This window comes from Ruegeria sp. BG9 (assembly GCF_056538305.1).
The window spans coordinates 119,987-141,090 of record NZ_JBQFSY010000005.1 but is presented as its reverse complement, the minus strand read 5'-3'; the positions used below and the strand labels follow the sequence as shown (position 1 = coordinate 141,090).

Sequence of the window (21,104 nt, the reverse complement as noted above, 5' to 3'; positions counted from 1 at the left end):
CCCTAGCTACAAGAACTTCGGAAGGCGTTAGGGCGGACAAAACAGCCTTTCGCGATATCTTTCTTTAGGCAGAAGCAGAGCCAAGTAACTCCGTTCATTCCAGCAAGAGAGTAGCGCAATGTGACGCAAAGATCGTTCAACGGGTGCCGCTGAACGAACTTAACCTTCAAGTTTTTTTTGCGCGACAATATAGCGGCTTTGGAGCATTGAGGCTTGATCAGACGTATAGAGGATATCGAAGCTCGAGGACGCAATTTTCCTTTCAAGCACTGATCCAGGCACAAAATGCACAAATGGGGCTTTACCAATTGCCTGCATGATTGGGATCGCGACCCGACTGATCATCGCATACTTGAAACCACCGCTCTCAGGGGCGCAAACAGTTTTGGATATGAAAAACCCACCGGGTTTTGTAAGTGCGAAAATGTGCTCGAGCGCTTGGTCCAAATCGGGCAGGAGATGAAGCAAATTGTGCGCCAGGACCGCATCGTAAGACCCTTCGTCAAGACCGTGCTCAAGAACTTCGGCCACCTTGAAAGTGACATTCTCCAATCCTTCTTTCGCACGCTTCTCATCGGCAATCTCGATCATGCCCGGAGCGAGGTCCGTCGCGGTGATATGGGCAACATGCGGTGCAAGCAGCAGCGCGGTTGAACCCGTCCCGCACCCGATTTCCAGTACGTTGTCGTCCGCTTTCAGGTACGATTTCGTAATCTCGAGCGTTTTCAGATACCCTTCCATGTTGCGGATTGGGTCTGCCGCATACTTTTTCGAAATTTTGCTCCAGAACGCCGCATCCTTGGACAAAGCAGTCATTTCATTTCTCTCTTACAAGGTTGTTGCCGTACCCTTTACTTCCAAACAATCATTTATGGAATTGCCACAATCCGCAGAACTGTTATGCATAAATGCATGAATTGGAACGCCATCAATTTCGACTGGAATCAAGTAAGGTCCTTTCTTGCGACAGCCGAAGAAGGCTCATTTTCCGCAGCGGCGCGCGTTCTTGAGCAAACTCAACCCACTGTCGGTCGTCAAGTTGCGGCACTGGAAACGGCGCTTGGCATCACCCTGTTTGAAAGAGTTGGCAAGTCGCTTAATTTGACGACCGCTGGCGCCGAGCTTTTGTTGCATGTCAGAAAAATGGCGGATGTAGCAAACAGGATTTCTCTTACTGCGACAAGCCTGTCGCAAGCTGTTGAGGGGCAAGTCAGGATTACTGCATCCGATGTGATGTCTGCCTACCAGCTGCCGCCGATACTGAAAAAGATCAGACTTGCGGCACCGCGACTAGAGATAGACATCGTTGCTGCAAATGACATAAGAGACATACAGCGTCGTGAGGCTGATATCGCCATCAGACATGTACGCCCAACTCAGCCGGATCTGACAGCAAAGCTTGTCGCCGAGGCCAGCGCCCATTTTTACGCAGCACCTTCGTATCTTGATCAGGTGGGACGGCCGAAAAATGAAAATGAACTTGCGAAATTGGACTTTGTCGGGTTCGGGGACATCGACACGATGATCGGTTTTCTCGATCCGGCGGGCATTAAAGTCACCCGAAAAAGCTTCAGGATTGGCTCACAAAGTGGGATTGTATCCTGGGAACTAGTACGCCAAGGTTTTGGCATAAGTGTAATGTCGGATGATGTGGCTGCCTTAACGCCGGGTGTGGAGCGCGTGCTCCCCGAGCGTGAGCCGTTTAAGTTCCCGATTTGGCTGGCGACGCACTCCGAGTTACACACCGCAAGAAGGATCAGGTTGGTGTTTGATCAACTGGCGGACCAACTTAGCGCAGGGACCATCAGGTAATCCGGGAGTTCGCTTAATGTCACAGGCTATTCCAACGCTTCACTTGCTATGCGGCAAAGTTGCTTCTGGGAAATCAACTCTGGCAGCGGAACTCGCGGAAAGAGACGCGGCCGTGCTCATTTCGGAAGATGAATGGCTCAGCGCCCTGTTTGGCGACCAGATGAAGTCCCTTCAGGACTACAGGAATTGCGCTTTGAAACTGCGGCCGGTCATGGGTGGTCACGTAGCTTCTCTGCTGAAGGCTGGCGTTTCCGTCGTTCTCGATTTCCCAGCGAACACAATTGAAAATAGAGCTTGGATGCGCGACCTGCTGGAAGACACTGCCGTGAAGCACCACCTTCACTTTTTGGATGTGCCAGATGATGTTTGTCTGCACCGGCTGCGCGAGCGCAACAGAGAAGGCGCTCATGCCTTTGCAGCAACGGAAGATCAATATCGCCGAATTGCGCGGCATTTCGTGCCACCATCACCCGTAGAAGGTTTCAACATCATAACTCACCGTCAGTAACGCCAGAAATTCTAAGTGTCGCGGCGGCTCCAAACATTGTTCCGCCCCCTGCTCTGGATCGACGGATGGCGAATGCTCACAGACAACTTTCACGGGGTCTCAAGTTCGGAGTTCGAGCGACAATAAGAGGCGCATGTCAGTGGGTTCTTCATGGGTCAAGGCGGAGGCAACACCGGCAATGTCGCTTAAGCCGACTATCGGTTAGTGTACGTCACTGGCAGGCCTGGGCAACGCACCGGCCAGAACAGGCTCCAGCAATCACCTTCAGAATAGTTTTGCGCCGTCAATGCAGCATGGACAATGGTGCGAAGCACCGAGCAAGTTACCCACAAGCTATCAAAACATTTCTGGCTTGGTTTCACCTCAGACAATCACTGAGCAACTTCTCGGGAGCAGGTGCATGGTGCTCGTCCAAACCCCCTGAAATAAGCCTGCAAAATGTGGTAGGAAAAACTGTCATAAGATCGTTATGCAAAAGCGGCAACAATTCTCGTTGCCAGCCAATTCGAAAGGTCACCCATGTCATTTTCCAGCCGCTCGTCAATTTCGCGTCGCCACTTTCTTGCAACAACTGCCGGTGCAGCGGCCATCACCTTGCATCCTTTTTCAGTTTTTGCTGCCAACAACCAAGCGCATCTGCGCATTATGGAAACAACGGACATCCATGTTCATGTGTTCCCCTATGACTACTATGCTGACAAAACCCGTGACACCGTGGGCTTGTCCCGTACGGCCTCAATCATCAACGAAATTCGTTCTGAGGCGACGAACTCGATCTTGGTCGACAATGGCGATTTTCTTCAAGGGAACCCAATGGGCGACTACATCGCCTATGAGCGTGGTATGAAAGAAGGGGACGCCCACCCGATTATCACCGCGTTCAACACGATTGGCTATGATGCCGCCACTTTGGGCAATCACGAATTCAACTACGGACTGAATTTTCTGGAAAAATCACTCGCGGGCGCGGAGTTCCCGGTCGTTTTGGCTAACGTTTCAAAGGCACAAGGCGCAACTCCACGTGACGACAAAACGCTGATCAAACCTTACGCAATGATCGACCGTGAAATCGAAACTGGCGACGGGGCCAAGCACTCAATCAAAATCGGCGTAATTGGCTTTACACCGCCGCAGATCATGAACTGGGATCGAAAGCACCTGGAAGGCAGTGTTCAAGCCCGCGATATCGTCGAAACCGCGCGCGCATACGTGCCAGAGATGAAAGAACAAGGGTGTGACCTAGTCATCGCCCTTTCACATTCTGGGATCGGCGACGCCAATCATGTCGACGGTATGGAAAACGCATCCGTCGTTTTGGCGGGTGTTGACGGGATCGACGCGTTGGTCACGGGCCACAATCACCTTGTTTTCCCCTCGCCGACATTTTCGGACCGACCCGGTATCGATGTCGAAAAGGGCACCCTGATGGGCAAACCTGCTGTCATGGGCGGCTTCTGGGGATCACATCTTGGTTTGCTGGATCTGTTGCTGGAACGAGACGGAAACGAGTGGCGCGTGGTTACCACGACGTCCGAGGCCCGTGCGATTTCTCAACGCAATGAAGACCGTTCAATCACCGCTTTGGTCGGAGACGATCGGAAGGTTCTCGACTCGGTTGCGAAGGATCACGACGAAACGCTCGCCTATGTCCGTCGAGCAGTCGGCAAGACATCTGCTCCATTGCATAGTTATTTCGCGCTGGTTGCTGACGATCCGTCTGTGCAGATCGTTTCAATCGCACAGAAATGGTATGTCGAAGAAATGCTGAAAGGTACCGAGCACGCAGGTTTGCCGATCCTGTCAGCGGCGGCGCCGTTCAAGGCGGGTGGTCGCGGAGGCCCCGACTACTACACCGACGTCCCGGTCGGGGATGTTGCTATCAAAAATGTGGCTGATCTGTATCTCTATCCAAATACGGTGCGCGCAGTGCGCGTGAACGGTGTTCAACTGCGTGGTTGGCTGGAGCGTTCGGCCGGAATGTTCAACGAGATCGAGCCAGGCTCAGAGGACGCGGTTCTACTGAACCCTGAGTTTCCGTCCTACAATTTCGATGTAATGGATGGTGTGACATACCAGATCGACCTTTCACAACCGTCGCGCTTTGGACCAAAGGGCGAAGAGGTGAATCCAGACGCAGCCAGAATTGTGAATTTGTCCTTCCAAGGTAAACCGGTCACTGATGACATGGAGTTCATCATCGCCACCAACAATTATCGTGCATCGGGCGGAGGTTCATTCCCCGGCGCACTGGGTGATACAATTGTATTCGAGGCCCCGGACACAAATCGCGACGTCATTGTGCGCTATATTGTTGAACAGGGAACGATCAACCCAAAAGCGGACGCCAATTGGTCTTTTGCACCTCTTGAGAACACAACCGTGCTTTTCGAGACCGGTCCTAAGGCCCGAGACTACATTGGCGAAGTCAAAGGCGTTTCAATCGAAGACGCCGGAGATGGCACAGACGGTTTCGCAGCTTTCCGCATCAAGCTCTAGTACAATCTCATTTGCTTACTTTCAAAAATCTAGGGGTCACCTAAAGCAGCTATCATCGCGCTTATGCTGACCGCCCGCCTGCGATGCTTAAACTCTATAAGTATTTATAAAAAATACTGATTTTGGATCCTTGCGAACCATTGAGCAGGCGCAGCATAAGCCCCTGCCCTGCTTTCCCACCACCTATCAACGGCCCAAACTAGATTCTCGACGGCCTGACTAGAAACTGCGGTCGCAATTTGCTTTCCCACATTCGATGCAGAAGCTAAATGTGTAGTGGGTTAAACCTACGCGCAGCGGACTAAAACCACCGTTAACACTTGCTGGCAAATCGGCCGCTTCAATCGAAACAAAAAACTCCACGGATTCAAGTGATCGTTCGCTGTAGTTGCAAAAGGATTGAGCAAAAAGGATGACGCGAAACTAAGCTCGCAAAACTCCCCTGTCGGAAACGTCAGAACGGCTGCTGCGTAGTCTATCTAACGCGTGCTGTGGGGCATTTGAATTTACCGTTCACACTCGCGGTGTCGCGATCTGGTGCTGATCTCATGGTACTCAGAAACCTTCCGGCCTCGTGCATTCACCACTACTTGCTCAAAACTTCTATAGTGTATTCTCGACGGGCCCCGGCAGGCGGAATTGGAAAAGGTGCAGCCGCGCGCACCTGTGACAAGGCGATCCGGTCCAAACGCTTTGAACCTGAACTGCGGGCAATGTTGGCCGATACCAAAGCTCCGCTGTCAGCGATGCGAAACGTCACTAGAACCACGCCGCGGATGTTCACGCTTTTGCGTCTCGCGCGAAGGATCTTGCGTTTGACCTTGCCCGCGTAGTTGCTTGCATCGGCATTGCCCTGGGCCGAGGTTGTACGGGCTGTCTTTTCTGCGGCGGCTTCTCCCTTGTTGGTTTCGCCCGTTGTATTGCCCTTTTTTCGAGTGCGTTCACCATTGCCTGCTTTCGTAGCTTGCTGGGCGACTTTCTTTTTCTCAAGTTCTGAGGTTTGCACGGGAGGCGTTGCAGGTTTGCGTTTGGGCTCAGACTCAGACTGTTTGGCTTGGGTCACTTCGGGCCGGCTTGCCTTTTGAGGAACCGTCGCTTTCAATGCTCCTTTCGCCGAAGGCACAACCTGTTTTGCGATAGGTTTTGCGGTCTTCGCTGTCTGCACCTCGGAGTTTGCTCGTTTTACTGGTTGATCAGGCTCTACAGTCGTTTTCCGTGCCACGGTCGGCGCAGATGCAATAGTTCCAGTAGTGAAATCCTTAAAGGACGTCCCAAGCGCCGCAGTGTCGACCGAGCTTCCACCTTCGATTCGCGTCGTCGTTTGTGTACCAAAGTCATGCACAGCAAGACCATGGGTCGCGGCGGCCAACACGATAGCAGATACGGCTATGGCGCGAGAACTGGGGATCATTGCAGAGCCCTTTGTGTCACCACAAAGACCTTGTTTGCGCCCAAGGCACGAAGGGCATCACTAACCGCTTTCAGCCGTACCGCTGGAAGCGCGCGGTCGGGAACCAAGCGTACTACTTCCAGCGGCAGGTCAATAGAAGCGCGTTCAACATAGGCTTCAACATCTGTCAGCTCGGCCCCGCGATACTCGAGCACACCATCGGCACGGATGACGAGCGCATCTGGCGGCTCGCGCCCTTCAAGGTTCTGCGTTTCGACCAGTTGCACCGAGTTGCCAAGCGGTGGGGCAAGCGTACCCGCAATCATGAAGAAAACCAGCATCAGGAAGACGACGTTGATCAGAGCAATTGTGGGTTCTCGGGTTCGCCTCGCCCTTGGCTTCAGTTGCATCATCCGATCACCTGTGTCCGCAACTGCGCCACACCTTTCAAAGCCGTCAGCAGGTCAATCAGTTGTTGCGAGGTTGCGCTCTGGCCGAGACTGATCAGTGCCATTTGTTCAGAAGTCCCATCGAAAAGCTCTGTAACGCTATCCAGGGTTGTTACGGTCCCGTCGACCAGAAGACGATCCTGTTCAAGCTTCACAAAGCGGATCGGGATGTCTTGGTTAGCCCCTCCTGCCGAAGCCGTTGAAAACTCAATCTCGCCCAATTTCGAGAAGGTTGAAGTAAGCATGAAAAACAGCAGCAGCAAAAAGATGACGTCGATCAACGAGGTCATCGACAGGCGCTTGCGACGCTTGGAGCGGGTCTCAAGTGCCATGGGCAAGGGCTGCCTTTGGCATCTCGGTCGCTTTGCACTCTGCGGCGTGACCAGGTGCGAAAGCGGTGCGTAGGGCACGGTTGGTAAAGATGCGCTCACGCATCATGCGTGCCTCGAACCAAGTCAGCACAAGCGAGGTTGGCATGGCGACGGCCAACCCCGCAGCCGTTGTCAGCAGGGCAACCCAAATGCCACCCGCCAGCAGTGCCGGGTCTACCGAATTGCCCGCACCTTGCAGGGTCTGGAAGGCTTCGATCATGCCAAGAACAGTGCCGAACAAACCCAACAGTGGCGCAAGCTGAGACACCACATCAAGCACGTTGAGGCCCCGTTCGAGCCCCGCAAATCGCGCTTCGGCCTCGGCATCGGCACGCTCAGACAGCGTGCTGCTATCACCACTGAACGACATGGCGATCACTGGGACCAGATAGCTGCGGCTTTTGTCCAGATGCGCCATCGCAGCAACCCGGTCCCGGCGGTCCCAGGCTTCAATCGCCAAAGACAGCTCGATATGGCGACCGACGCCGGCGGCCGCATATTGCCAAAGCTTGTAAATGACGAGCGACAGGGTTGCGACCGAGGTTGCGATCAGGATCACAACAACCGGCCCGCCAAGCGCAAGGATGTCTGTTAACTTCTGAATGATCGTATCCATTGGCCTATCCAATTATTTCCGTTTCGAGGCGGCTTTTTACTTTCAAGTTTGACATGCAGGCATTCTTCGTGCCCCCTTGATGCGCACAGTCCTGCGCACCGTTGATCAGGATACGAGTGATGTGGTTACAGGCCATTCCATCGAACTGAAATTGGCGGACCCTAGGACGCCCTGCGGGCAGATCCTCGAAATCCAGAAGCGTTAGCAGAGCAACGCCACCTTCGGCGCCGAATAAGACCATTTCGTAGACGGCGCTTTCGATATCGGCGTCATGTTTATTCTCTACCAAAAAGCTGAGCAGGCAGCTTTGGTCGCGTTCTTCCGCAGAACTCAGCTCTATCGAAACGCCACCGGTTTCTCCGGCTGAGGCAAGCCCCGCCCCCAGAATTGGGAGCAGGACCAGCAGGACCAACCGAGCATTTCTTTTCGACGCTATTCGCATAACTGGTCCTTTCTTTTCTTGATCAGAAAGTTTTGGCCACGGTCAGCTTGAAGTTCCGGCCCGGCGCATTGCGCGTCGACAGGTTCGGCAGGTAGTTTTTGTCGAAGATGTTCTCGATACCTGCCCTAACTTCGAACCCTGCGAGCGCGCCTTCTTGCGGGAAGTAGGACGCGCGCAATGTGTTCACGCCAAATCCGGCAACCGGGTCGCCTGAGGAATCAAAGCCAGACCTGGCTCCGAAAAGCTCCCAGCTGACATCAAGCGTTTCGCCAAACCGTTTGCCGAATGTGATCCGCGACGAATCCGATGGTTCGTTGCGCCAGCGGGACTCCTGCCTGTTTTCATTGGTTTCCGTGCCGCTTACGACATTCGCGTTAAAGTCGACATAGAATCCGCCAACGTTCGCGTATGATGCTTCAATTTCCACACCGTGCGTTTCGACCTTGTCCAAAAGAACAGAGGCTCCGGTAATCGGATTCGACTGATTGTACGATGTGACATCCCGCAAGTTAGTGTCGTAGAAATTCACCTTGGCGCGTATGATGTCGCCCTCGGCAAAGATATCTCCGCGATTGAACGAAAACCCTGCTTCCCAGGTGCGCGATTTCTCGGGCTGGGTCATGAATGCCGGGGTACCAAGGTCGTCGATGATGGGCAGGCTTTCAGTGTATGCACCGCCGCCGAAGATGCCGAAACCGTTTGCGAATTCGTACCGCGCCGACAGTCCCCCCATCAGAGCATTGTTATCGTAGCTCTCATTAAAAGGTGCTGTATCGCCATCCCCCTCGATGTCCTGCGTTTCGTAACGCAACGCTGGTGTGATGGTCAGTTGATCGCCGATCTGAATGTCATCGACAGCGAACAAGGCAATCCGACGATCGGTCCCACCCGGGGCTGACGGGGCATCCAGACGCTCTCGATTGATGAACTCGATCCCGGCTCGAAGATCATGCGAAGCGATTCCAGTTTGGAAATACGAGGTATTCTTGATCGTCAGTTTGGTGGTTTCATAGTTATGTGACGCGTCCGCCAGAGCCCGAATGCTTGGGAAAAACGGAGTTCCCTCTAAGCTGGAAGAGCCAGGAACATAGCTGCTGTCGATGGACTGCTCGGAATAGCTGAGGTTCACATCCAAATCGATCAGATCGTTGTCCGCTGGCCGGTATTGATATCGCAGGATGCCAATCCGGGTTTCGATATCACGATCCACGTTTCCAAAAGCGTCTGCAGATGTACCGAATGAGTCATATGGCACGTCCCGTTCTTCCGAGGTCGACTGGTTCCAGGACGCGGTGATCGAATGCTCCAGATTGTCGCCGAAGCTGTATTTACCCTTCGCCAACAGGGAAGGCAGGGTAAAGGCACTGTTGCCGATTGTATCGCCATTCCCGTCTTTCTGATCGTCCTGATCGCGATAGGTGTAGTTGAACAGGAATTCGGTCTGTTCGTTCGGCTGCCACGCCAGAATCGACGACGAGGCAAAGCCGCTACCGTTGGAATACCCTTCCAACGTCTGTCGGAACCGGAAGCCGGGCTCACCGCCGGTGAAATCCGAGGCGTCTTTGGTTTCCAATTGAACCACACCGCCGACGACTCCCGAGCCGAATTCAAACGACCCGACAGTGCCACGGATCACCGACACGCTTTTGTAAAGCTGCGGATCGGTGAAGAGTTGGTTGCCGATCCGATACAGCTCTTCCGAACCGGTTGTTGCCCCGTCGATCAGAATGAGAACCTTTTGGTCGGTACCGAAGGTGCTGTTGGCGCCGAAGCCCCGAATGTTGATGCCAGACCCCTGCGGTGTCGAGCCATTCACCAGAGTCACACCAGGCACGGTGTCGATCAGCTCTGCAACCGTGTTGGCCTGACGGTCATTGATCTCTTCCTGATCGATATTGGTAATAGGTACTGCGGTGTCGGTCTGGATTTCCCGTTTGCTTTCGCCCAGCTCAAGTGTGCCCAGGAACCCATCATCCTGTTCCTGCGCCCAAGAGGCCGCTGCGATCAAACTGAGGCAAGAGGCGGTGCCAAATAGGCCCGCCTTTCGAATTGAAGCACGCATTTCTGTCCCTTCGAGTGGTTTGAGGACCGGAGATGCTTGCAGTTCGCTGGCTAAGGTCAGTCTTTTTTGGTGTTTTTTGGAATCGCCTTTCAGCGATGACTTGTGCTCGCTAATAAAGCTTACTAAAAGAGTCAACATATTTCCGTGACTGATTTTTCAGTCACTGCCAGCGGGCCAATGACGGGATCATGGGCCGGGCCAGCGCCTCACAGAACCACTCGAAGATGGGAAATCCACTATGGAACAGGTGCTTACGGCCCCTCAGGATATTCGTGCTGCCTATGCAGAGAAGGCTGGCAAACGTGATCGCGATCTGGCGGAATCACTTGGTTTGTCCGAAGGGCAGCTGGTTGCAGCCTTCGCTGGGCAAGGTTCAACAAAGCTGACATCCGACCTAGATACGCTGTTTGGTCAGTTGAACGGGTTGGGAGAAGTCATGGCGCTAACTCGCAACCCGTCCTGCGTGATCGAGAAAGTCGGGCAATACGACAACTATCATCCCGGCGCCCATGCCGCGATGGTCCTGACCCAAGAGATTGACCTGCGCATGTTCCCCAGCCATTGGGTTCATGCCTTCGCGGTCGAGCGTGAAACGAATTCCGGAACACGCCGCTCGATTCAAGTATTTGATGCGGCCGGAGATGCGGTTCACAAGATTTTTCTGCGGGACGGCTCGGATCTGGATCACTGGGCACATCTGGTCCAGACGCTGGCCGCGGACGATCAATCTCAGACGATGACTGTCGAGCAGCGCAAACCAACCGAGGCACCTAAGGCCAATCCAGACAAGGTTGAAGCCCTGCGCAATGAGTGGGCCAAGATGACGGATACGCATCAGTTCCTGCGCTTGACGTCGAAGCTCAAGATGAGCCGGTTGGGGGCCTATCGTATTGCCGGTGCGCCTCTGGTTCGGGCGCTTGACCCAGATACAATTCCGCAAATGTTTGAACAGGTGCGCGACCAAAGGCTTGAGGTCATGGTCTTTGTCGGCAATCGCGGTTGCATTGAAATCCATGGTGGCCCATTCAAAACCCTGAAACAGATGGGGCCTTGGTTCAACGTGTTGGACCCGGATTTCAACCTGCATCTGCGCACCGATTATATTGCCGAGGTCTGGGCCGTCACCAAACCCACCCAACGAGGACCCGCTGTTTCAGTCGAAGCGTTCGACGCTGAAGGCGGATTGATTTTCCAGATATTCGGTCGACGCGCCGGCGATACTGACCACCGCCCCGCCTGGGATGCGCTGGTCGCCGGGTTATCCGACAAAGCCGAAGAAGAGGTGGTGTAGTGCGACAGCTTCTATCTCTCTGCACGGCTGCTTTTCTCTCTGCCACAACTCTGAAAGCCGACGAACAACGCGTGATCGCGATTGGCAGTTCGATCACCGAGATCGTCTATGCTCTCGGGCAGCAGGACCGGCTTGTGGGCCGCGATCGGACCTCAACTTACCCGGCCGATGCGATGGACTTGCCGGATGTGGGCTATCGGCGCGCTCTATCACCCGAAGGCGTGCTGTCCGTCGCGCCCGACCTGATCCTGGCACTGGAAGGCTCCGGCCCGCCAGATGCCATTTCGGTGCTTGAAGAAGCCGGTGTGGAATTCGTCACCATCGATGATGAGTTTTCTCGCGATGGGATAGTGGAAAAAATCCGCGCGGTGGGCGCCGCTTTGGGTATTGAGGCCGAAGCCGAAGAGTTGGCTGCAAGCGCCGCGCAACAACTGGATCAAGCGCAAGAGAGTGCCTCGATCGTCGCGGGTGCGGACCCATTGAGTGTTTTGTTCATCCTTTCGGCGCAGGATGGGGAAATTACCGTCGGTGGCGGCGACACTCAGGCAGATAGCATTATTAGAATGGCGGGCGGCGAAAACGCTGCGGCAGGCGTTAGTGGCTTCAAGACCATGACACCGGAAGCGTTGGCTGTCACAGCGCCCGACGTGATCCTGATGATGGAGCGGCGCGGCAATCACGCAACCACAGACGAGGACCTTTTTGCAATGCCCGCGATCCAACTGACCCCGGCAGGGCAGAATAAAGCCCTCATCCGTATGCCGGGTGCATACCTTCTGGGCTTTGGTCCGCGCACAGCGGATGCGATTTCAGACCTATCGGCGGCGTTGCAAAACACGAGCGGATCATGACGCTGGCGTTAGACCACAGCGCTCCGATGCGCGCCGACGCGCGAAGGATCAGGGCCAGGCGCGTGACGCTGTCTCTAATTGTCGTCCTGACCGCAACAAGTGTGGTCAGCGTCTCGGTCGGAGCGTCCGGAGCCTCGCTGACGATTGCGATCTTGGATTTACTTCAAGGGCGCGAGTTGTCGGACCTGAACCGGATCGTACTGTGGGACATCCGCTTGCCCCGTCTATTGATGGGCATACTTGTTGGCGCGGCCCTGGCGGTCTCGGGCGTGGTGATGCAAGGGCTGTTCCGCAATCCGCTGGCCGATCCTGGCATTGTCGGCGTGAGCGCGGGTGCTGGGTTGGGCGCGATCACAGCAATCGTCTTTGGCGGTCTCCTGCCTGGCACGATGCTCGCGTGGGTAGGCGATGGGCTGATTGCCGTGGCCGCCTTTCTGGGGGGATGGGCCTCAGTCCTGGTCCTATATCGCGTGTCAACGCGCCAGGGGCAAACATCGGTCGCCACAATGCTGCTTGCGGGCATTGCACTGGCAGCTTTGGCGGGAGCGGTATCTGGTGTGATGATCTACATGGCTGACGATCAGCAACTCAGAGACCTCACCTTCTGGGGCATGGGCTCGCTGGCTGGTGCGACGTGGACCAAGGTTGCAACGGCTGCCCCGATTATTTTGGCTGCAATTATCTGCACACAGTTTCTTGCCCGTGCTTTGAACGGTTTGGCGATGGGTGAGGCTATTGCCCATCACATGGGTATTCCAGTCCAGCGAAGCAAAAACCTCGCGATCCTGACGGTTGCTGGGGCAACTGGTGCCGCCGTTGCCGTGTCGGGTGGCATAGGTTTTATCGGAATCGTGGTGCCGCATCTGCTGCGTCTCAGCACTGGACCAGACCACCATCGCTTGCTGATGAATTCAGCTCTGCTGGGGGCCACGCTGCTGTTGTGCGCAGATATGATCAGTCGCGTGATCGTTGCTCCGGCGGAGTTACCGATTGGGATCGTGACTGCGATCCTTGGCGCGCCGGTGTTTTTCTGGATCCTGCTTCGACGCCATGGCTCAATGGGAATGTAAGTATGAAAGCTGAAAACATATGCGTCCGCATCGGAAGCAAAGAGATCCTGAAAGGCGTGGATTTTAAAGCAGAACCCGGGCAAGTCACGGCCATCATCGGCCCGAATGGATCCGGTAAATCGACTTTGCTGAAAGCACTCTCAGGAGAAATCCAAAGCTCCGGCAGGATCTCATTAAACGGCCACGAGATCACGGCACTAAAGCCTTGGGAATTGGCTGCCATACGAGGCGTTCTTCCGCAGTCAACAACCGTGGCTTTCCCCTTCTCTGTGCACGAAGTCGTCAGGCTTGGTCTGGCGAATGGCTTGGCTGCCGAAGACGACACGTTGCCGTCTCGGGCATTGATGCAAGTTGACCTCGGCGGCTTCGAAACGCGGTCCTACCAAAACCTATCTGGCGGTGAGCAGCAACGCGTCCAGATGGCGCGTGTTCTGACGCAGGTCTGGGACACCAAAGATCTGGATCAGCCGCGCTGGCTGTTGCTGGATGAACCCGTTGCAAGCCTGGACATCGCACATCAGTTCATCGTTTTGCGCATCGCGCAGGACTTCGCAGCACAAGGAGGAGGTGTTGTCGTGGTTTTGCACGATCTGAACCTGACAGCTTTGTTCGCCGACAGTGTATACATTCTGAGCGAAGGGAAGGTCTGGTCGTCAGGTACAGTGTGCGACGTTCTCAACAATGAGACGATGCAGCAGGTTTACGGTATCGACTTACCGATCAGCACAATACCTTCGCGCGGGATGCCATTTGTTCTACCGCAGGCGATGATCTGAATTGGATGGTCCTTCCGTACTTTTCCAACCCAGTGAATTCCACTTCACGTCAGGATGTCGCGTGTTTGCTTGCCGAGCCGGCACGGCAAGACAACAGGATCAGGACCAAAAAGGACAGGTTTAGTACGGCGTTGAGGGGCGCCCCGACCAAAATCGAGCCTGAGCTGTCGACGCAAAACCAGGACCATGCCGCAATCTGAGCAGTCTTGGTCGTAGCCACCGCCGATACCGGGGCAACGTATGTGCCCAGCGCCCATTGCATTCCTCCTAGACCGACCGTCAGGCCACCGGTGATCACCAGCAGTACAGGCACTGGAACCGTCAGTTCCGAGGGAACGGCGTGAATTGGCCAATACGCGACTTGCAGAAAGATATGCGCGACGGGGTGCAGAAACGGCAGTGCGGCCAGAGCAAAGAGCACCCCGGTTGCAACAAGAACTCCGCCTGAAATACGCATTGCTGACTGTTGTTGGGTCATGACTTTCTCCTTTCAGTTTTTGCTCTTCATGAGACTCGCGGCGGGTGCAAATCAATTACCTCAGAGGTAAGTGAATTCTGTTCGGACCCTTGCTAAACTCAGGTCATGACACCCTATCCCGGCATGCTGAAAGAGTGGCGAAAACGACGCAGAATGAGCCAGTTGGACCTTGCGATCGAAGCTGAGGTCAGCGCGCGCCATATCTCCTTTCTTGAAACAGGGCGGTCCCGGCCCAGCCTAGACATGATCCTTCACCTGTCCGAGGTCATGAACCTTCCGGTCGAAACCCGAAATCAGATGATGCGCGCCGAAGGCTTCGCGCCACGTTTTGCGGCAACGCCGATTGATCACGCGGCGATGTCGCCAATCCGAGATGCAGTCAAATGGACACTTCGGCAGCATGCCCCTTACCCAGGAATGGTTCTGGACCGACTCTGGAATGTTGTGATGCTCAACAGCGGAGCACAAAGGCTTTTCAAGCCGCTGGGGATCGGCGAGGGGCAAAGCCTGTTGGACCTGCTGACCAGTCCGGTGATGCCTGAGCTTGTCGAAAACTGGCCCGAGGTCGCGCATCACACGATGTTGCGGCTGCGCGCAGAAAGCGCCAACGCAGGCGGCATACCCGCACTGGACACCGCGGCGCGCGCTCTGTCACAACAAGGGCACGCCCGCAGTGATGCGGCGATCGGGCCGACAATTTCTACGATATACCGCTTTGGTGGTCAGAGGCTTTCCATGTTTGGAACCATTGCGCAATTCAGCACAGTCGCGGACGTCACGCTGGACGATTTGAAGATTGAGCTGTTTTTTCCGGCCGACGACCAAAGTGCTAAATTTCTACGTGACCTTGCCCAATTGGCTGCCAGTTAAATGATGGTTTGACCAGAGCCATACTGCATCCCGATGATCCCCACTCATTCCCAAAGCCGGCAAGATTCGACAAACCGCCCTGCAAAAGCGATCTGGACGTCAAACAATTCTTCCCCTAGAACCTTACCTGTAACCTAGTCCCTAAAAGGACCAATTTCATGGTGTTCCCGTCGCAGGGCTGAGCAGCCCCCTCTCATTCTGAGCCTCAAGCTCTATACCGCGACTTTTTCGCCGGACGTTGTCCGGCAGGTGACCCATGACAGACCAAATCCTGATTTCGCAGGCGCCCACCCGCGCCGAATTTACACCGCTGATCCGGTTGGCCGTTCCGCTGATGGTCGGGCTGGCCGCAGCGCTATTGATCGGCGTCGTAGATACGGCGATGATTTCTCCGCTCGGGACGGTCCCGCTGGCGGCGGCTGGTGTGACCACGGCCGTTCTGATCATCCTGATTTCCGCTCTTTGGGGCGTGATCACCGCTATTTCCGTACAGATCAGCCAAGCCGAGGGTGCACGTGATGCTGCGCGGGTTGCGCTGGCGCTGCGCAGCGGGCTTTTGCTGTGTCTTCTGGGCGGCGGCGGCGCGGCATTGGTGATGATGGCACTCTATCCGTTGCTGGGGCCTTTGGGTCAACCGAAGGAGGTTCTGGCGATCTTGTTGCCGTACTGGATGTCAATGGCGATCTGGATCGTGCCTTTCACTCTGTTTTTCGGCCTGAAAGCTCTGTTTGACGCCGTTGGACGGCCTTGGACGGCTGTTGCGCTATCCTATCTGGGCGTCCTGTTCAACGTACCGGCAAACTATGCCTTCATTCACATCCTTGATCTTGGAATTTTGGGCGCTGGTCTGGCCAGCATACTCTCGCAATGTACGTCGTTGGTTGCCGGGATCTATGTGTTGATACGCGCGCCTGGGCTGGCCGCCTTTCGTCAGCGGGTGACCGTTGCATGGGCGGACGTCTGGTCACAGGCCAAAGACGCCCTGCCGCTCTGTCTTGGCTATGCGGGTGAAGGCGGAGCCTACGCCGTAGTGGGCCTGATGATGGGCTGGTTGGGGGCCGAGGCGCTAGCCGCCCATCAAATCGTCAACGCGCTTGCGGGGCTGGCCTATATGATCCCACTGGGCATGGCGGGTGCAGCCTCGATCCGTGTGGGTCTTGCAGTCGGCGCAGGTAGTCAGGAAAGGCTCAGACCGATCCTGAAGGCGTCCTTTACGATGGTCACGCTCTGGCAGGCGATTGCCGCCATCGTCTTCATTGCTGCGGGCCGGTTGATGGCGGAAAGCATGTCGGATGACCCGGCCGTCATTGACCTCGCGGTCACCTTGTTTTTCATCGTGGCACTGCTGCAGGTTGCGGATGGCGTTCAGGGCACTGCGTTGGGTGCGCTAAGGGGAATGTCGGACATGAACCTGCCGACGATCATCACTCTGACGGCCTATTGGCCACTTGCCTTGCCGGCTAGCTATACACTGGGATTCCTTTTCGACCTCGGAGCGGTCGGCGTCTGGATCGGCTACACTCTTGGCTTGGTGGTAGCAGCCGTCGCCCTGCCCTTGCGGTTCTGGGCGCTGACAAGGCCCTGAATTGTGGGGGCCGGTCGATAAGAGAAACTTAACCGCGAGCAGTTTCCGCTTCTGTCCTCTAAAAGAAACGATAGCCCGGGCTACCGTTCGTTCTGTGGCAGTCCATCATCGATTTCGTAGTAGTAGCCTTTCTCTGACTCAAAGACATGCAGCGAGAGCGAGGTGTTCTTTGGTCCGTCTAATGTGCCCATGGCAACAGCCGTCCAGTCATGGTGGATCGGATCCCAGAACAATGTTGACCCACACGTGCCGCAGACACCCCGCCGGACCTTCTCGGATGAATGGTACCATCGCTCTGCGTCTACTCCTTCTACCCGAAGCGCCGTCCGGGGAATGTCGATTGAGGCTTCGTAGTGACCAGAATGCTTACGGCATTACTGGCAGTGGCAAGCAGTTGGCCGCGGTAGGTGACCGTCCATTTCGATCCGCACGGCGCCGCAGAGACACGATCCCTTATGCATGGCCCACCTCCTTTGAACCCTGCGAGTTTGTTTTGCGTCGCAGATCGAGAGCTTTGATCAGAGCTTTGGCCTCCGCTGGCGGTTCCTGTTCGATGCGTCGGTAGTCTGTTCCATCGTTGCGGCGAGTGAGAAGACCGCAGGAAACCATTGTTCGGCGGAGTGTTGCGGGATCTTCGAAGAGGTGGTCAAGGTTCAGGCGTTCGTTTACCACACGTTCTTGCATAGGCTTTGCAGCAGGGAATCTCGCCCAAAGCGCCCAAAGAGCAAGCGTCTGCACTTTGCGTTTGGACGGCCACCGAATGAGGCGACCAACAGCATCGAATTGATGTACGGCACGTTCTACAACTCGGGCATCAAAAGGCGGCTCGTTAGTCGAGCGGACAAGTCTTTGCCCAGCCGCATGAACCGATCGCAAATGTTGTAGGTTTTGAAAGCCCGCGGCACGCGCTGCCATGTTCATGAGCACTAGGTGCGATGGGCTTGCGTCGCCCAACTGTTTGGACAGGGAGCGCACAAAACCAGTCAGGTCGTCCGTGTACAACGGCAAAGGGAATCTAGGCATGGGTCATCCAATTCGAGCGCCGGTGCTGGATCGTCGGTCGCTGGCTTGACGAAACGGCGCTCTCATCTGTGTGAATAGTGCGATGCCGTTTGTTCTTTTTGGCAGGTTTAGCTCTCCAAAAGGAGCAGCGACGCCTCGGTGTCTGCCGACCGTGAACGAGGCATAACAATCTTTGCGACTTTAGCCAAGGCTGCATTCTGATGACCATTGCGTCATTACCTTTGCTGTCATCCATCCCGCCCCGGTTCGCTCGGATCGCTTGAGAACAATGCGATCTTGTTGCCCTGAGGGTCGCGCAGGTATCCGACATAGAAGTTTGGCCCGTAATACTCTCGGAAGCCCGGTGCGCCCTCCTCGGACCCACCGGCCTCAACAGCGGCTGAATGAAGATCTCGAACCTGTTGTTGATTGCGTGCCTCAAAGGCAATCATTGTCCCGTTTCCAGCCGAGGCCTGAGACCCATCGAAGGGGGATTTGACATAGAACTCAGGTAGGTTTGGTGTTTGTCCTGGTTTCGCAGGTAACGCATAGCTCAGATCACCGTGATAGTACTCCAGCTGATATCCAAGATCCGGCAGGAATGCGGAATAGAAGCGTTCCGCAAGCCCTAAGTCGTCGGCACCAACAGTAATGTATGCGATCATTGTCTAGCTTCCTTAAAAGGTTGTTTTTTCTAACCGAAATCCGTCTATATACCCTTTGCGATCCCCAACTTTTGCCTAGAGAAACCAGTATCGGCGCGCATGCTCAGCTTTGGCTTCTTCGATTGTCATGCGTTTTCCACCTCTCGGGGCCACCGAAGTGGGAATGCTGGATCGCTCTGAGCGACTCAGGCCCCCAACGCTTAGTAAAGTTACAGCAACTGCGAGGGCGGTGCTGAGGCCAAACATGGCACCCCATGAAAAACCTGCCGCCACTCCAGCTAGCACCGCACCAAACGCGCCAACGCCATCCAATATCGCGAACGCGAAACCTAGCGTAGTGCATTCACTTCGATCCGAATGATCAACAGCCGCCGCAAGTATCACCGGCCGAACTGCGTCCAACGACGCAACCCCAAGCGTCATCATGGCGATCATGATCCAGAACGGAGGTTCGAACATCAGTGTGCCAATTGCCAAGGCCGCAAGCCCATTTCCGGTTGCAAGTACTGGCAAGCGGCCAATCCTGTCGGAAATTGATCCAACCCAGGGCTGAGCCAGTGCACCACTTAAGACAATTGCCGCGAAGGCGATCCCGATGGTTCCTGGTGCAAAACCGTGAGCTGTCGCCAGATAGAGCGGAATCATGCTCAACAATCCGATCAGTACCATGTTGTAGAGTGAAACTGTCACGACGAGGCGTAACCCGCTTCGGTTCCGCCATTCCTGCATCAGCTCAGAAATGTCTTGTCGGTTCACACGCGGATTTTTGACGGCAGGGACTGCTTGAGCCACCCTAAGAAAGCAAAGGCCGACGAAAACAGTCGGCAGTACCGAAACGACCAGAGCACCACGCCAATCGACCGTCGATAGAACCAAACCGGCGGAGAGTGGAGCCAAGACTTCAGCGAGCGAACCGCCAACCGCATGTATACCCAAGGCACGGGCGCGAGTATTCCTGTTGGCGCTCGTCAACACACCCGTTGCAATCGGATGCCAGGCCGCATTTCCCATCCCAGCAATCGCCAAAAGTACGGCCAGGCTCCAAAACCCCGAAGCCAGTGACGCAATCGCGTAGCCGATAGCGACCCAAAAGAAGGTGCTGAGGAGAAGGCAACCTCGGTTGGAGACATGGTCCGCCACCAGACCTGCAGGCACGTAGGCCAAAGCACCGCCAATGTTGGACAGCGTGAAAAGCAAGCCGACCTCGGCAGGCGAAAGGTGCATTGAAAGGCCAGCAGCGGGAACGATCAGCCACAGGGCTGCGATTGGCCAGTCGTTCGCGAAGTGGCCCACGGCGAACCAGGCCATTAGGGTTCGGTTTGTCATGGTAGCTTTTTCTTTCAGAGCAACACATCGGACCCAATGCCCGAAGGATTGGTAATACCTAGCCAGCGGTGATATGTCTGTCTGTCGAAAGCAAGGCTATTACCATCGAGGAATCGTCATTGTCCGAAGGCATAACAAAACAAGCTGTTCGCCCCAGATATCTAGGGGAGACAATCAAGCCAGCGTCAGGCGAAAGCTACGACTGGCATTGTCACGATTTTGGCCAACTCATCTCCGCAGCTGCGGGCTCGATGTACGTGGGCACACCTGACCGAGTTCTGCTCCTAAGCCCGGCCATGGCGATTTGGATCCCCCCCGACCAACAGCACTGGATGCGCTACGGTTCGAACAACGTCATGCATTACGTGGATGTCAATTGTGATGAGGCGGTGCGGCTTGGTCCAGACTGCCGGGTCGTCGCTATGACCCCGCTTCTTGATGCGCTGTTTGTTGCAGCGATGCCAGAGGCCACAAAAACGCGCACGACCACTCATAACACAGCGCTGCACACCCTTCTCAGACACGAACTGCTCGCTGCGAAAGACGTACCGCTCACTCTGGCTTTGCCGAAAGACGCGCGACTGCAGGGAATTGCGCAAACTGCCCTTGATGACCCAGGCAGCGTTCGCTCGGTAGTGGCTTGGTTGTCAGATGTGCCTGCAAGTCGAAAAACCATTGAACGACTTTTCATTGCAGAAACGGGCATGCCACCGTCAAAATGGCTACGGCACGTAAGGGTCCTTCATGCCGTCTCGCTGCTTGCATCAGGTGCAAGTGTAACTTCGGTGGCGTTCGACATGGGATACGAGTCAACGAGCGCGTTCAGCTACATGTTCCGACAAACGCTTGGCATAAGTCCGAGAGAAGTTTTGAAAAACCAATCTGTTGTTCCAAATTGACTGGGCGATCCTCCCAAAGGGGATATCAAGCCACCAAAAGCGATACTGCGTTGCGGCCCGTCGAACCTGCCATTCGCCGCGCCCGCGCAATCTGATTTTCGATGGACTACCGCAATGCGGACTTAGCAGATGTTAAAGAGATGAG

22 protein-coding genes and 1 pseudogene are annotated in these 21,104 nt (G+C 55.3%); 10 read left to right on the top strand and 13 right to left on the bottom strand.

Annotated features, from left to right (window positions below; all coding sequences use genetic code 11):
• Positions 1–159: 159 nt before the first annotated feature.
• Complete coding sequence (locus tag ACR0I8_RS10240) at positions 160–816, bottom strand: class I SAM-dependent methyltransferase (protein WP_170690301.1); 657 nt, start codon at positions 814–816, stop codon at positions 160–162.
• A gap of 96 nt (positions 817–912) precedes the next feature.
• Here ACR0I8_RS10240 and ACR0I8_RS10235 point away from each other — a divergent pair, with 96 nt between their 5' ends.
• Positions 913–1,812 (top strand): LysR family transcriptional regulator, encoded by a 900-nt coding sequence (locus ACR0I8_RS10235; protein WP_170690300.1) that lies wholly within the window; start codon positions 913–915, stop codon positions 1,810–1,812.
• Positions 1,813–1,828: 16 nt separating this feature from the next.
• On the top strand, positions 1,829–2,320 hold the full coding sequence (locus tag ACR0I8_RS10230) for an ATP-binding protein (RefSeq protein WP_170690298.1): 492 nt from the start codon (positions 1,829–1,831) through the stop codon (positions 2,318–2,320).
• 467 nt (positions 2,321–2,787) lie between these two features.
• Here the strand turns inward: ACR0I8_RS10230 and ACR0I8_RS10225 are convergent, their stop codons facing one another.
• Positions 2,788–2,910, bottom strand: coding sequence for a hypothetical protein (locus ACR0I8_RS10225; protein ID WP_480703169.1), 123 nt, complete (start codon positions 2,908–2,910; stop codon positions 2,788–2,790).
• Here ACR0I8_RS10225 and ACR0I8_RS10220 point away from each other — a divergent pair.
• Positions 2,864–4,816 (top strand): bifunctional 2',3'-cyclic-nucleotide 2'-phosphodiesterase/3'-nucleotidase, encoded by a 1,953-nt coding sequence (locus tag ACR0I8_RS10220; RefSeq protein WP_480703163.1) that lies wholly within the window; start codon positions 2,864–2,866, stop codon positions 4,814–4,816. The genes ACR0I8_RS10225 and ACR0I8_RS10220 overlap by 47 nt on opposite strands.
• 586 nt (positions 4,817–5,402) lie before the next feature.
• Here the strand turns inward: ACR0I8_RS10220 and ACR0I8_RS10215 are convergent.
• Genes ACR0I8_RS10215 through ACR0I8_RS10190 form a run of 6 tightly spaced genes read right to left on the bottom strand, consistent with a single transcriptional unit; the run spans position 5,403 to position 10,146 of the window.
• Positions 5,403–6,185, bottom strand: coding sequence for a TonB family protein (locus ACR0I8_RS10215; RefSeq protein WP_170690295.1), 783 nt, complete (start codon positions 6,183–6,185; stop codon positions 5,403–5,405).
• A 38-nt stretch (positions 6,186–6,223) separates the two neighbouring features.
• A complete protein-coding gene (locus ACR0I8_RS10210) occupies positions 6,224–6,619 on the bottom strand; it encodes an ExbD/TolR family protein (protein ID WP_170690293.1) in 396 nt (131 codons plus the stop codon).
• A complete protein-coding gene (locus tag ACR0I8_RS10205; RefSeq protein WP_170690290.1) occupies positions 6,616–6,987 on the bottom strand; it encodes a biopolymer transporter ExbD in 372 nt (123 codons plus the stop codon). The genes ACR0I8_RS10210 and ACR0I8_RS10205 overlap by 4 nt, the downstream gene beginning before the upstream one ends.
• Positions 6,977–7,642, bottom strand: a complete 666-nt coding sequence (locus ACR0I8_RS10200) for a MotA/TolQ/ExbB proton channel family protein (protein WP_170690289.1) — start codon at positions 7,640–7,642, stop codon at positions 6,977–6,979. Before ACR0I8_RS10200 ends, ACR0I8_RS10205 begins: the two co-directional genes overlap by 11 nt.
• Positions 7,643–7,646: 4 nt before the next feature.
• Positions 7,647–8,054: a hypothetical protein gene (locus ACR0I8_RS10195; RefSeq protein WP_480703120.1), complete on the bottom strand. Its 408-nt coding sequence runs from the start codon at positions 8,052–8,054 to the stop codon at positions 7,647–7,649.
• A gap of 52 nt (positions 8,055–8,106) precedes the next feature.
• Positions 8,107–10,146 carry a TonB-dependent receptor domain-containing protein gene (locus ACR0I8_RS10190; protein ID WP_480703118.1) on the bottom strand — a complete coding sequence of 680 codons (2,040 nt, stop codon included), beginning with the start codon at positions 10,144–10,146 and terminating at the stop codon, positions 8,107–8,109.
• A 238-nt stretch (positions 10,147–10,384) separates the two neighbouring features.
• Here ACR0I8_RS10190 and ACR0I8_RS10185 point away from each other — a divergent pair, with 238 nt between their 5' ends.
• The 4 genes from ACR0I8_RS10185 to ACR0I8_RS10170 are packed head-to-tail and all read left to right on the top strand — an operon-like array spanning position 10,385 to position 14,134.
• Positions 10,385–11,437, top strand: a complete 1,053-nt coding sequence (locus ACR0I8_RS10185) for a ChuX/HutX family heme-like substrate-binding protein (RefSeq protein ID WP_170690285.1) — start codon at positions 10,385–10,387, stop codon at positions 11,435–11,437.
• Positions 11,437–12,288 carry a heme/hemin ABC transporter substrate-binding protein gene (locus tag ACR0I8_RS10180; RefSeq protein WP_480703116.1) on the top strand — a complete coding sequence of 284 codons (852 nt, stop codon included), beginning with the start codon at positions 11,437–11,439 and terminating at the stop codon, positions 12,286–12,288. The genes ACR0I8_RS10185 and ACR0I8_RS10180 overlap by 1 nt, the downstream gene beginning before the upstream one ends.
• Complete coding sequence (locus tag ACR0I8_RS10175) at positions 12,285–13,358, top strand: iron ABC transporter permease (RefSeq protein ID WP_170690283.1); 1,074 nt, start codon at positions 12,285–12,287, stop codon at positions 13,356–13,358. The genes ACR0I8_RS10180 and ACR0I8_RS10175 overlap by 4 nt, the downstream gene beginning before the upstream one ends.
• A gap of 2 nt (positions 13,359–13,360) precedes the next feature.
• Positions 13,361–14,134, top strand: coding sequence for a heme ABC transporter ATP-binding protein (locus ACR0I8_RS10170; RefSeq protein ID WP_170377086.1), 774 nt, complete (start codon positions 13,361–13,363; stop codon positions 14,132–14,134).
• Between the two features lie 49 nt (positions 14,135–14,183).
• On the opposite strand, the gene ACR0I8_RS10165 is transcribed toward ACR0I8_RS10170, so the two are convergent.
• Positions 14,184–14,612, bottom strand: a complete 429-nt coding sequence (locus tag ACR0I8_RS10165; RefSeq protein WP_170377084.1) for a hypothetical protein — start codon at positions 14,610–14,612, stop codon at positions 14,184–14,186.
• 105 nt (positions 14,613–14,717) lie between these two features.
• Here ACR0I8_RS10165 and ACR0I8_RS10160 point away from each other — a divergent pair, with 105 nt between their 5' ends.
• Positions 14,718–15,482, top strand: a complete 765-nt coding sequence (locus tag ACR0I8_RS10160) for an MmyB family transcriptional regulator (protein WP_480703114.1) — start codon at positions 14,718–14,720, stop codon at positions 15,480–15,482.
• Between the two features lie 256 nt (positions 15,483–15,738).
• The gene (locus ACR0I8_RS10155) at positions 15,739–17,067 is read left to right on the top strand and encodes an MATE family efflux transporter (RefSeq protein ID WP_170690280.1); all 1,329 of its coding nucleotides are present in this window, start codon (positions 15,739–15,741) and stop codon (positions 17,065–17,067) included.
• 80 nt (positions 17,068–17,147) lie between these two features.
• Here ACR0I8_RS10155 and ACR0I8_RS10150 read toward each other — a convergent pair.
• The 4 genes and pseudogenes from ACR0I8_RS10150 to ACR0I8_RS10135 form a co-directional block, all read right to left on the bottom strand.
• Positions 17,148–17,528: pseudogene (locus tag ACR0I8_RS10150) on the bottom strand (GFA family protein).
• The gene (locus ACR0I8_RS10145) at positions 17,521–17,982 is read right to left on the bottom strand and encodes a DUF2087 domain-containing protein (protein ID WP_480703161.1); all 462 of its coding nucleotides are present in this window, start codon (positions 17,980–17,982) and stop codon (positions 17,521–17,523) included. Before ACR0I8_RS10145 ends, ACR0I8_RS10150 begins: the two are co-directional and overlap by 8 nt.
• A 335-nt stretch (positions 17,983–18,317) precedes the next feature.
• Entirely contained in the window at positions 18,318–18,734 is a 417-nt protein-coding gene (locus ACR0I8_RS10140; RefSeq protein WP_170690276.1) for a VOC family protein, read from the bottom strand.
• A 75-nt stretch (positions 18,735–18,809) separates the two neighbouring features.
• The gene (locus ACR0I8_RS10135; protein ID WP_170690275.1) at positions 18,810–20,060 is read right to left on the bottom strand and encodes an MFS transporter; all 1,251 of its coding nucleotides are present in this window, start codon (positions 20,058–20,060) and stop codon (positions 18,810–18,812) included.
• A 119-nt stretch (positions 20,061–20,179) separates the two neighbouring features.
• Here ACR0I8_RS10135 and ACR0I8_RS10130 point away from each other — a divergent pair, with 119 nt between their 5' ends.
• Positions 20,180–20,959, top strand: coding sequence for an AraC family transcriptional regulator (locus tag ACR0I8_RS10130; protein ID WP_170690273.1), 780 nt, complete (start codon positions 20,180–20,182; stop codon positions 20,957–20,959).
• Positions 20,960–21,104 lie beyond the last annotated feature (145 nt).

What these genes read in the sequence shown, in the direction of transcription:
- ACR0I8_RS10200 (WP_170690289.1), bottom strand. Translation starts at nt 7,642, where the DNA reads ATGGATACGATCATTCAGAAGTTAACAGACATCCTTGCGCTTGGCGGG.
- ACR0I8_RS10205 (WP_170690290.1), bottom strand. Translation starts at nt 6,987, where the DNA reads ATGGCACTTGAGACCCGCTCCAAGCGTCGCAAGCGCCTGTCGATGACC.
- ACR0I8_RS10175 (WP_170690283.1), top strand. Translation starts at nt 12,285, where the DNA reads ATGACGCTGGCGTTAGACCACAGCGCTCCGATGCGCGCCGACGCGCGA.
- ACR0I8_RS10240 (WP_170690301.1), bottom strand. Translation starts at nt 816, where the DNA reads ATGACTGCTTTGTCCAAGGATGCGGCGTTCTGGAGCAAAATTTCGAAA.
- ACR0I8_RS10230 (WP_170690298.1), top strand. Translation starts at nt 1,829, where the DNA reads ATGTCACAGGCTATTCCAACGCTTCACTTGCTATGCGGCAAAGTTGCT.
- ACR0I8_RS10185 (WP_170690285.1), top strand. Translation starts at nt 10,385, where the DNA reads ATGGAACAGGTGCTTACGGCCCCTCAGGATATTCGTGCTGCCTATGCA.
- ACR0I8_RS10165 (WP_170377084.1), bottom strand. Translation starts at nt 14,612, where the DNA reads ATGACCCAACAACAGTCAGCAATGCGTATTTCAGGCGGAGTTCTTGTT.
- ACR0I8_RS10210 (WP_170690293.1), bottom strand. Translation starts at nt 6,619, where the DNA reads ATGATGCAACTGAAGCCAAGGGCGAGGCGAACCCGAGAACCCACAATT.
- ACR0I8_RS10160 (WP_480703114.1), top strand. Translation starts at nt 14,718, where the DNA reads ATGACACCCTATCCCGGCATGCTGAAAGAGTGGCGAAAACGACGCAGA.
- ACR0I8_RS10235 (WP_170690300.1), top strand. Translation starts at nt 913, where the DNA reads ATGAATTGGAACGCCATCAATTTCGACTGGAATCAAGTAAGGTCCTTT.
- ACR0I8_RS10145 (WP_480703161.1), bottom strand. Translation starts at nt 17,982, where the DNA reads ATGGCAGCGCGTGCCGCGGGCTTTCAAAACCTACAACATTTGCGATCG.
- ACR0I8_RS10170 (WP_170377086.1), top strand. Translation starts at nt 13,361, where the DNA reads ATGAAAGCTGAAAACATATGCGTCCGCATCGGAAGCAAAGAGATCCTG.
- ACR0I8_RS10135 (WP_170690275.1), bottom strand. Translation starts at nt 20,060, where the DNA reads ATGACAAACCGAACCCTAATGGCCTGGTTCGCCGTGGGCCACTTCGCG.
- ACR0I8_RS10225 (WP_480703169.1), bottom strand. Translation starts at nt 2,910, where the DNA reads ATGGCCGCTGCACCGGCAGTTGTTGCAAGAAAGTGGCGACGCGAAATT.
- ACR0I8_RS10155 (WP_170690280.1), top strand. Translation starts at nt 15,739, where the DNA reads ATGACAGACCAAATCCTGATTTCGCAGGCGCCCACCCGCGCCGAATTT.
- ACR0I8_RS10190 (WP_480703118.1), bottom strand. Translation starts at nt 10,146, where the DNA reads ATGCGTGCTTCAATTCGAAAGGCGGGCCTATTTGGCACCGCCTCTTGC.
- ACR0I8_RS10140 (WP_170690276.1), bottom strand. Translation starts at nt 18,734, where the DNA reads ATGATCGCATACATTACTGTTGGTGCCGACGACTTAGGGCTTGCGGAA.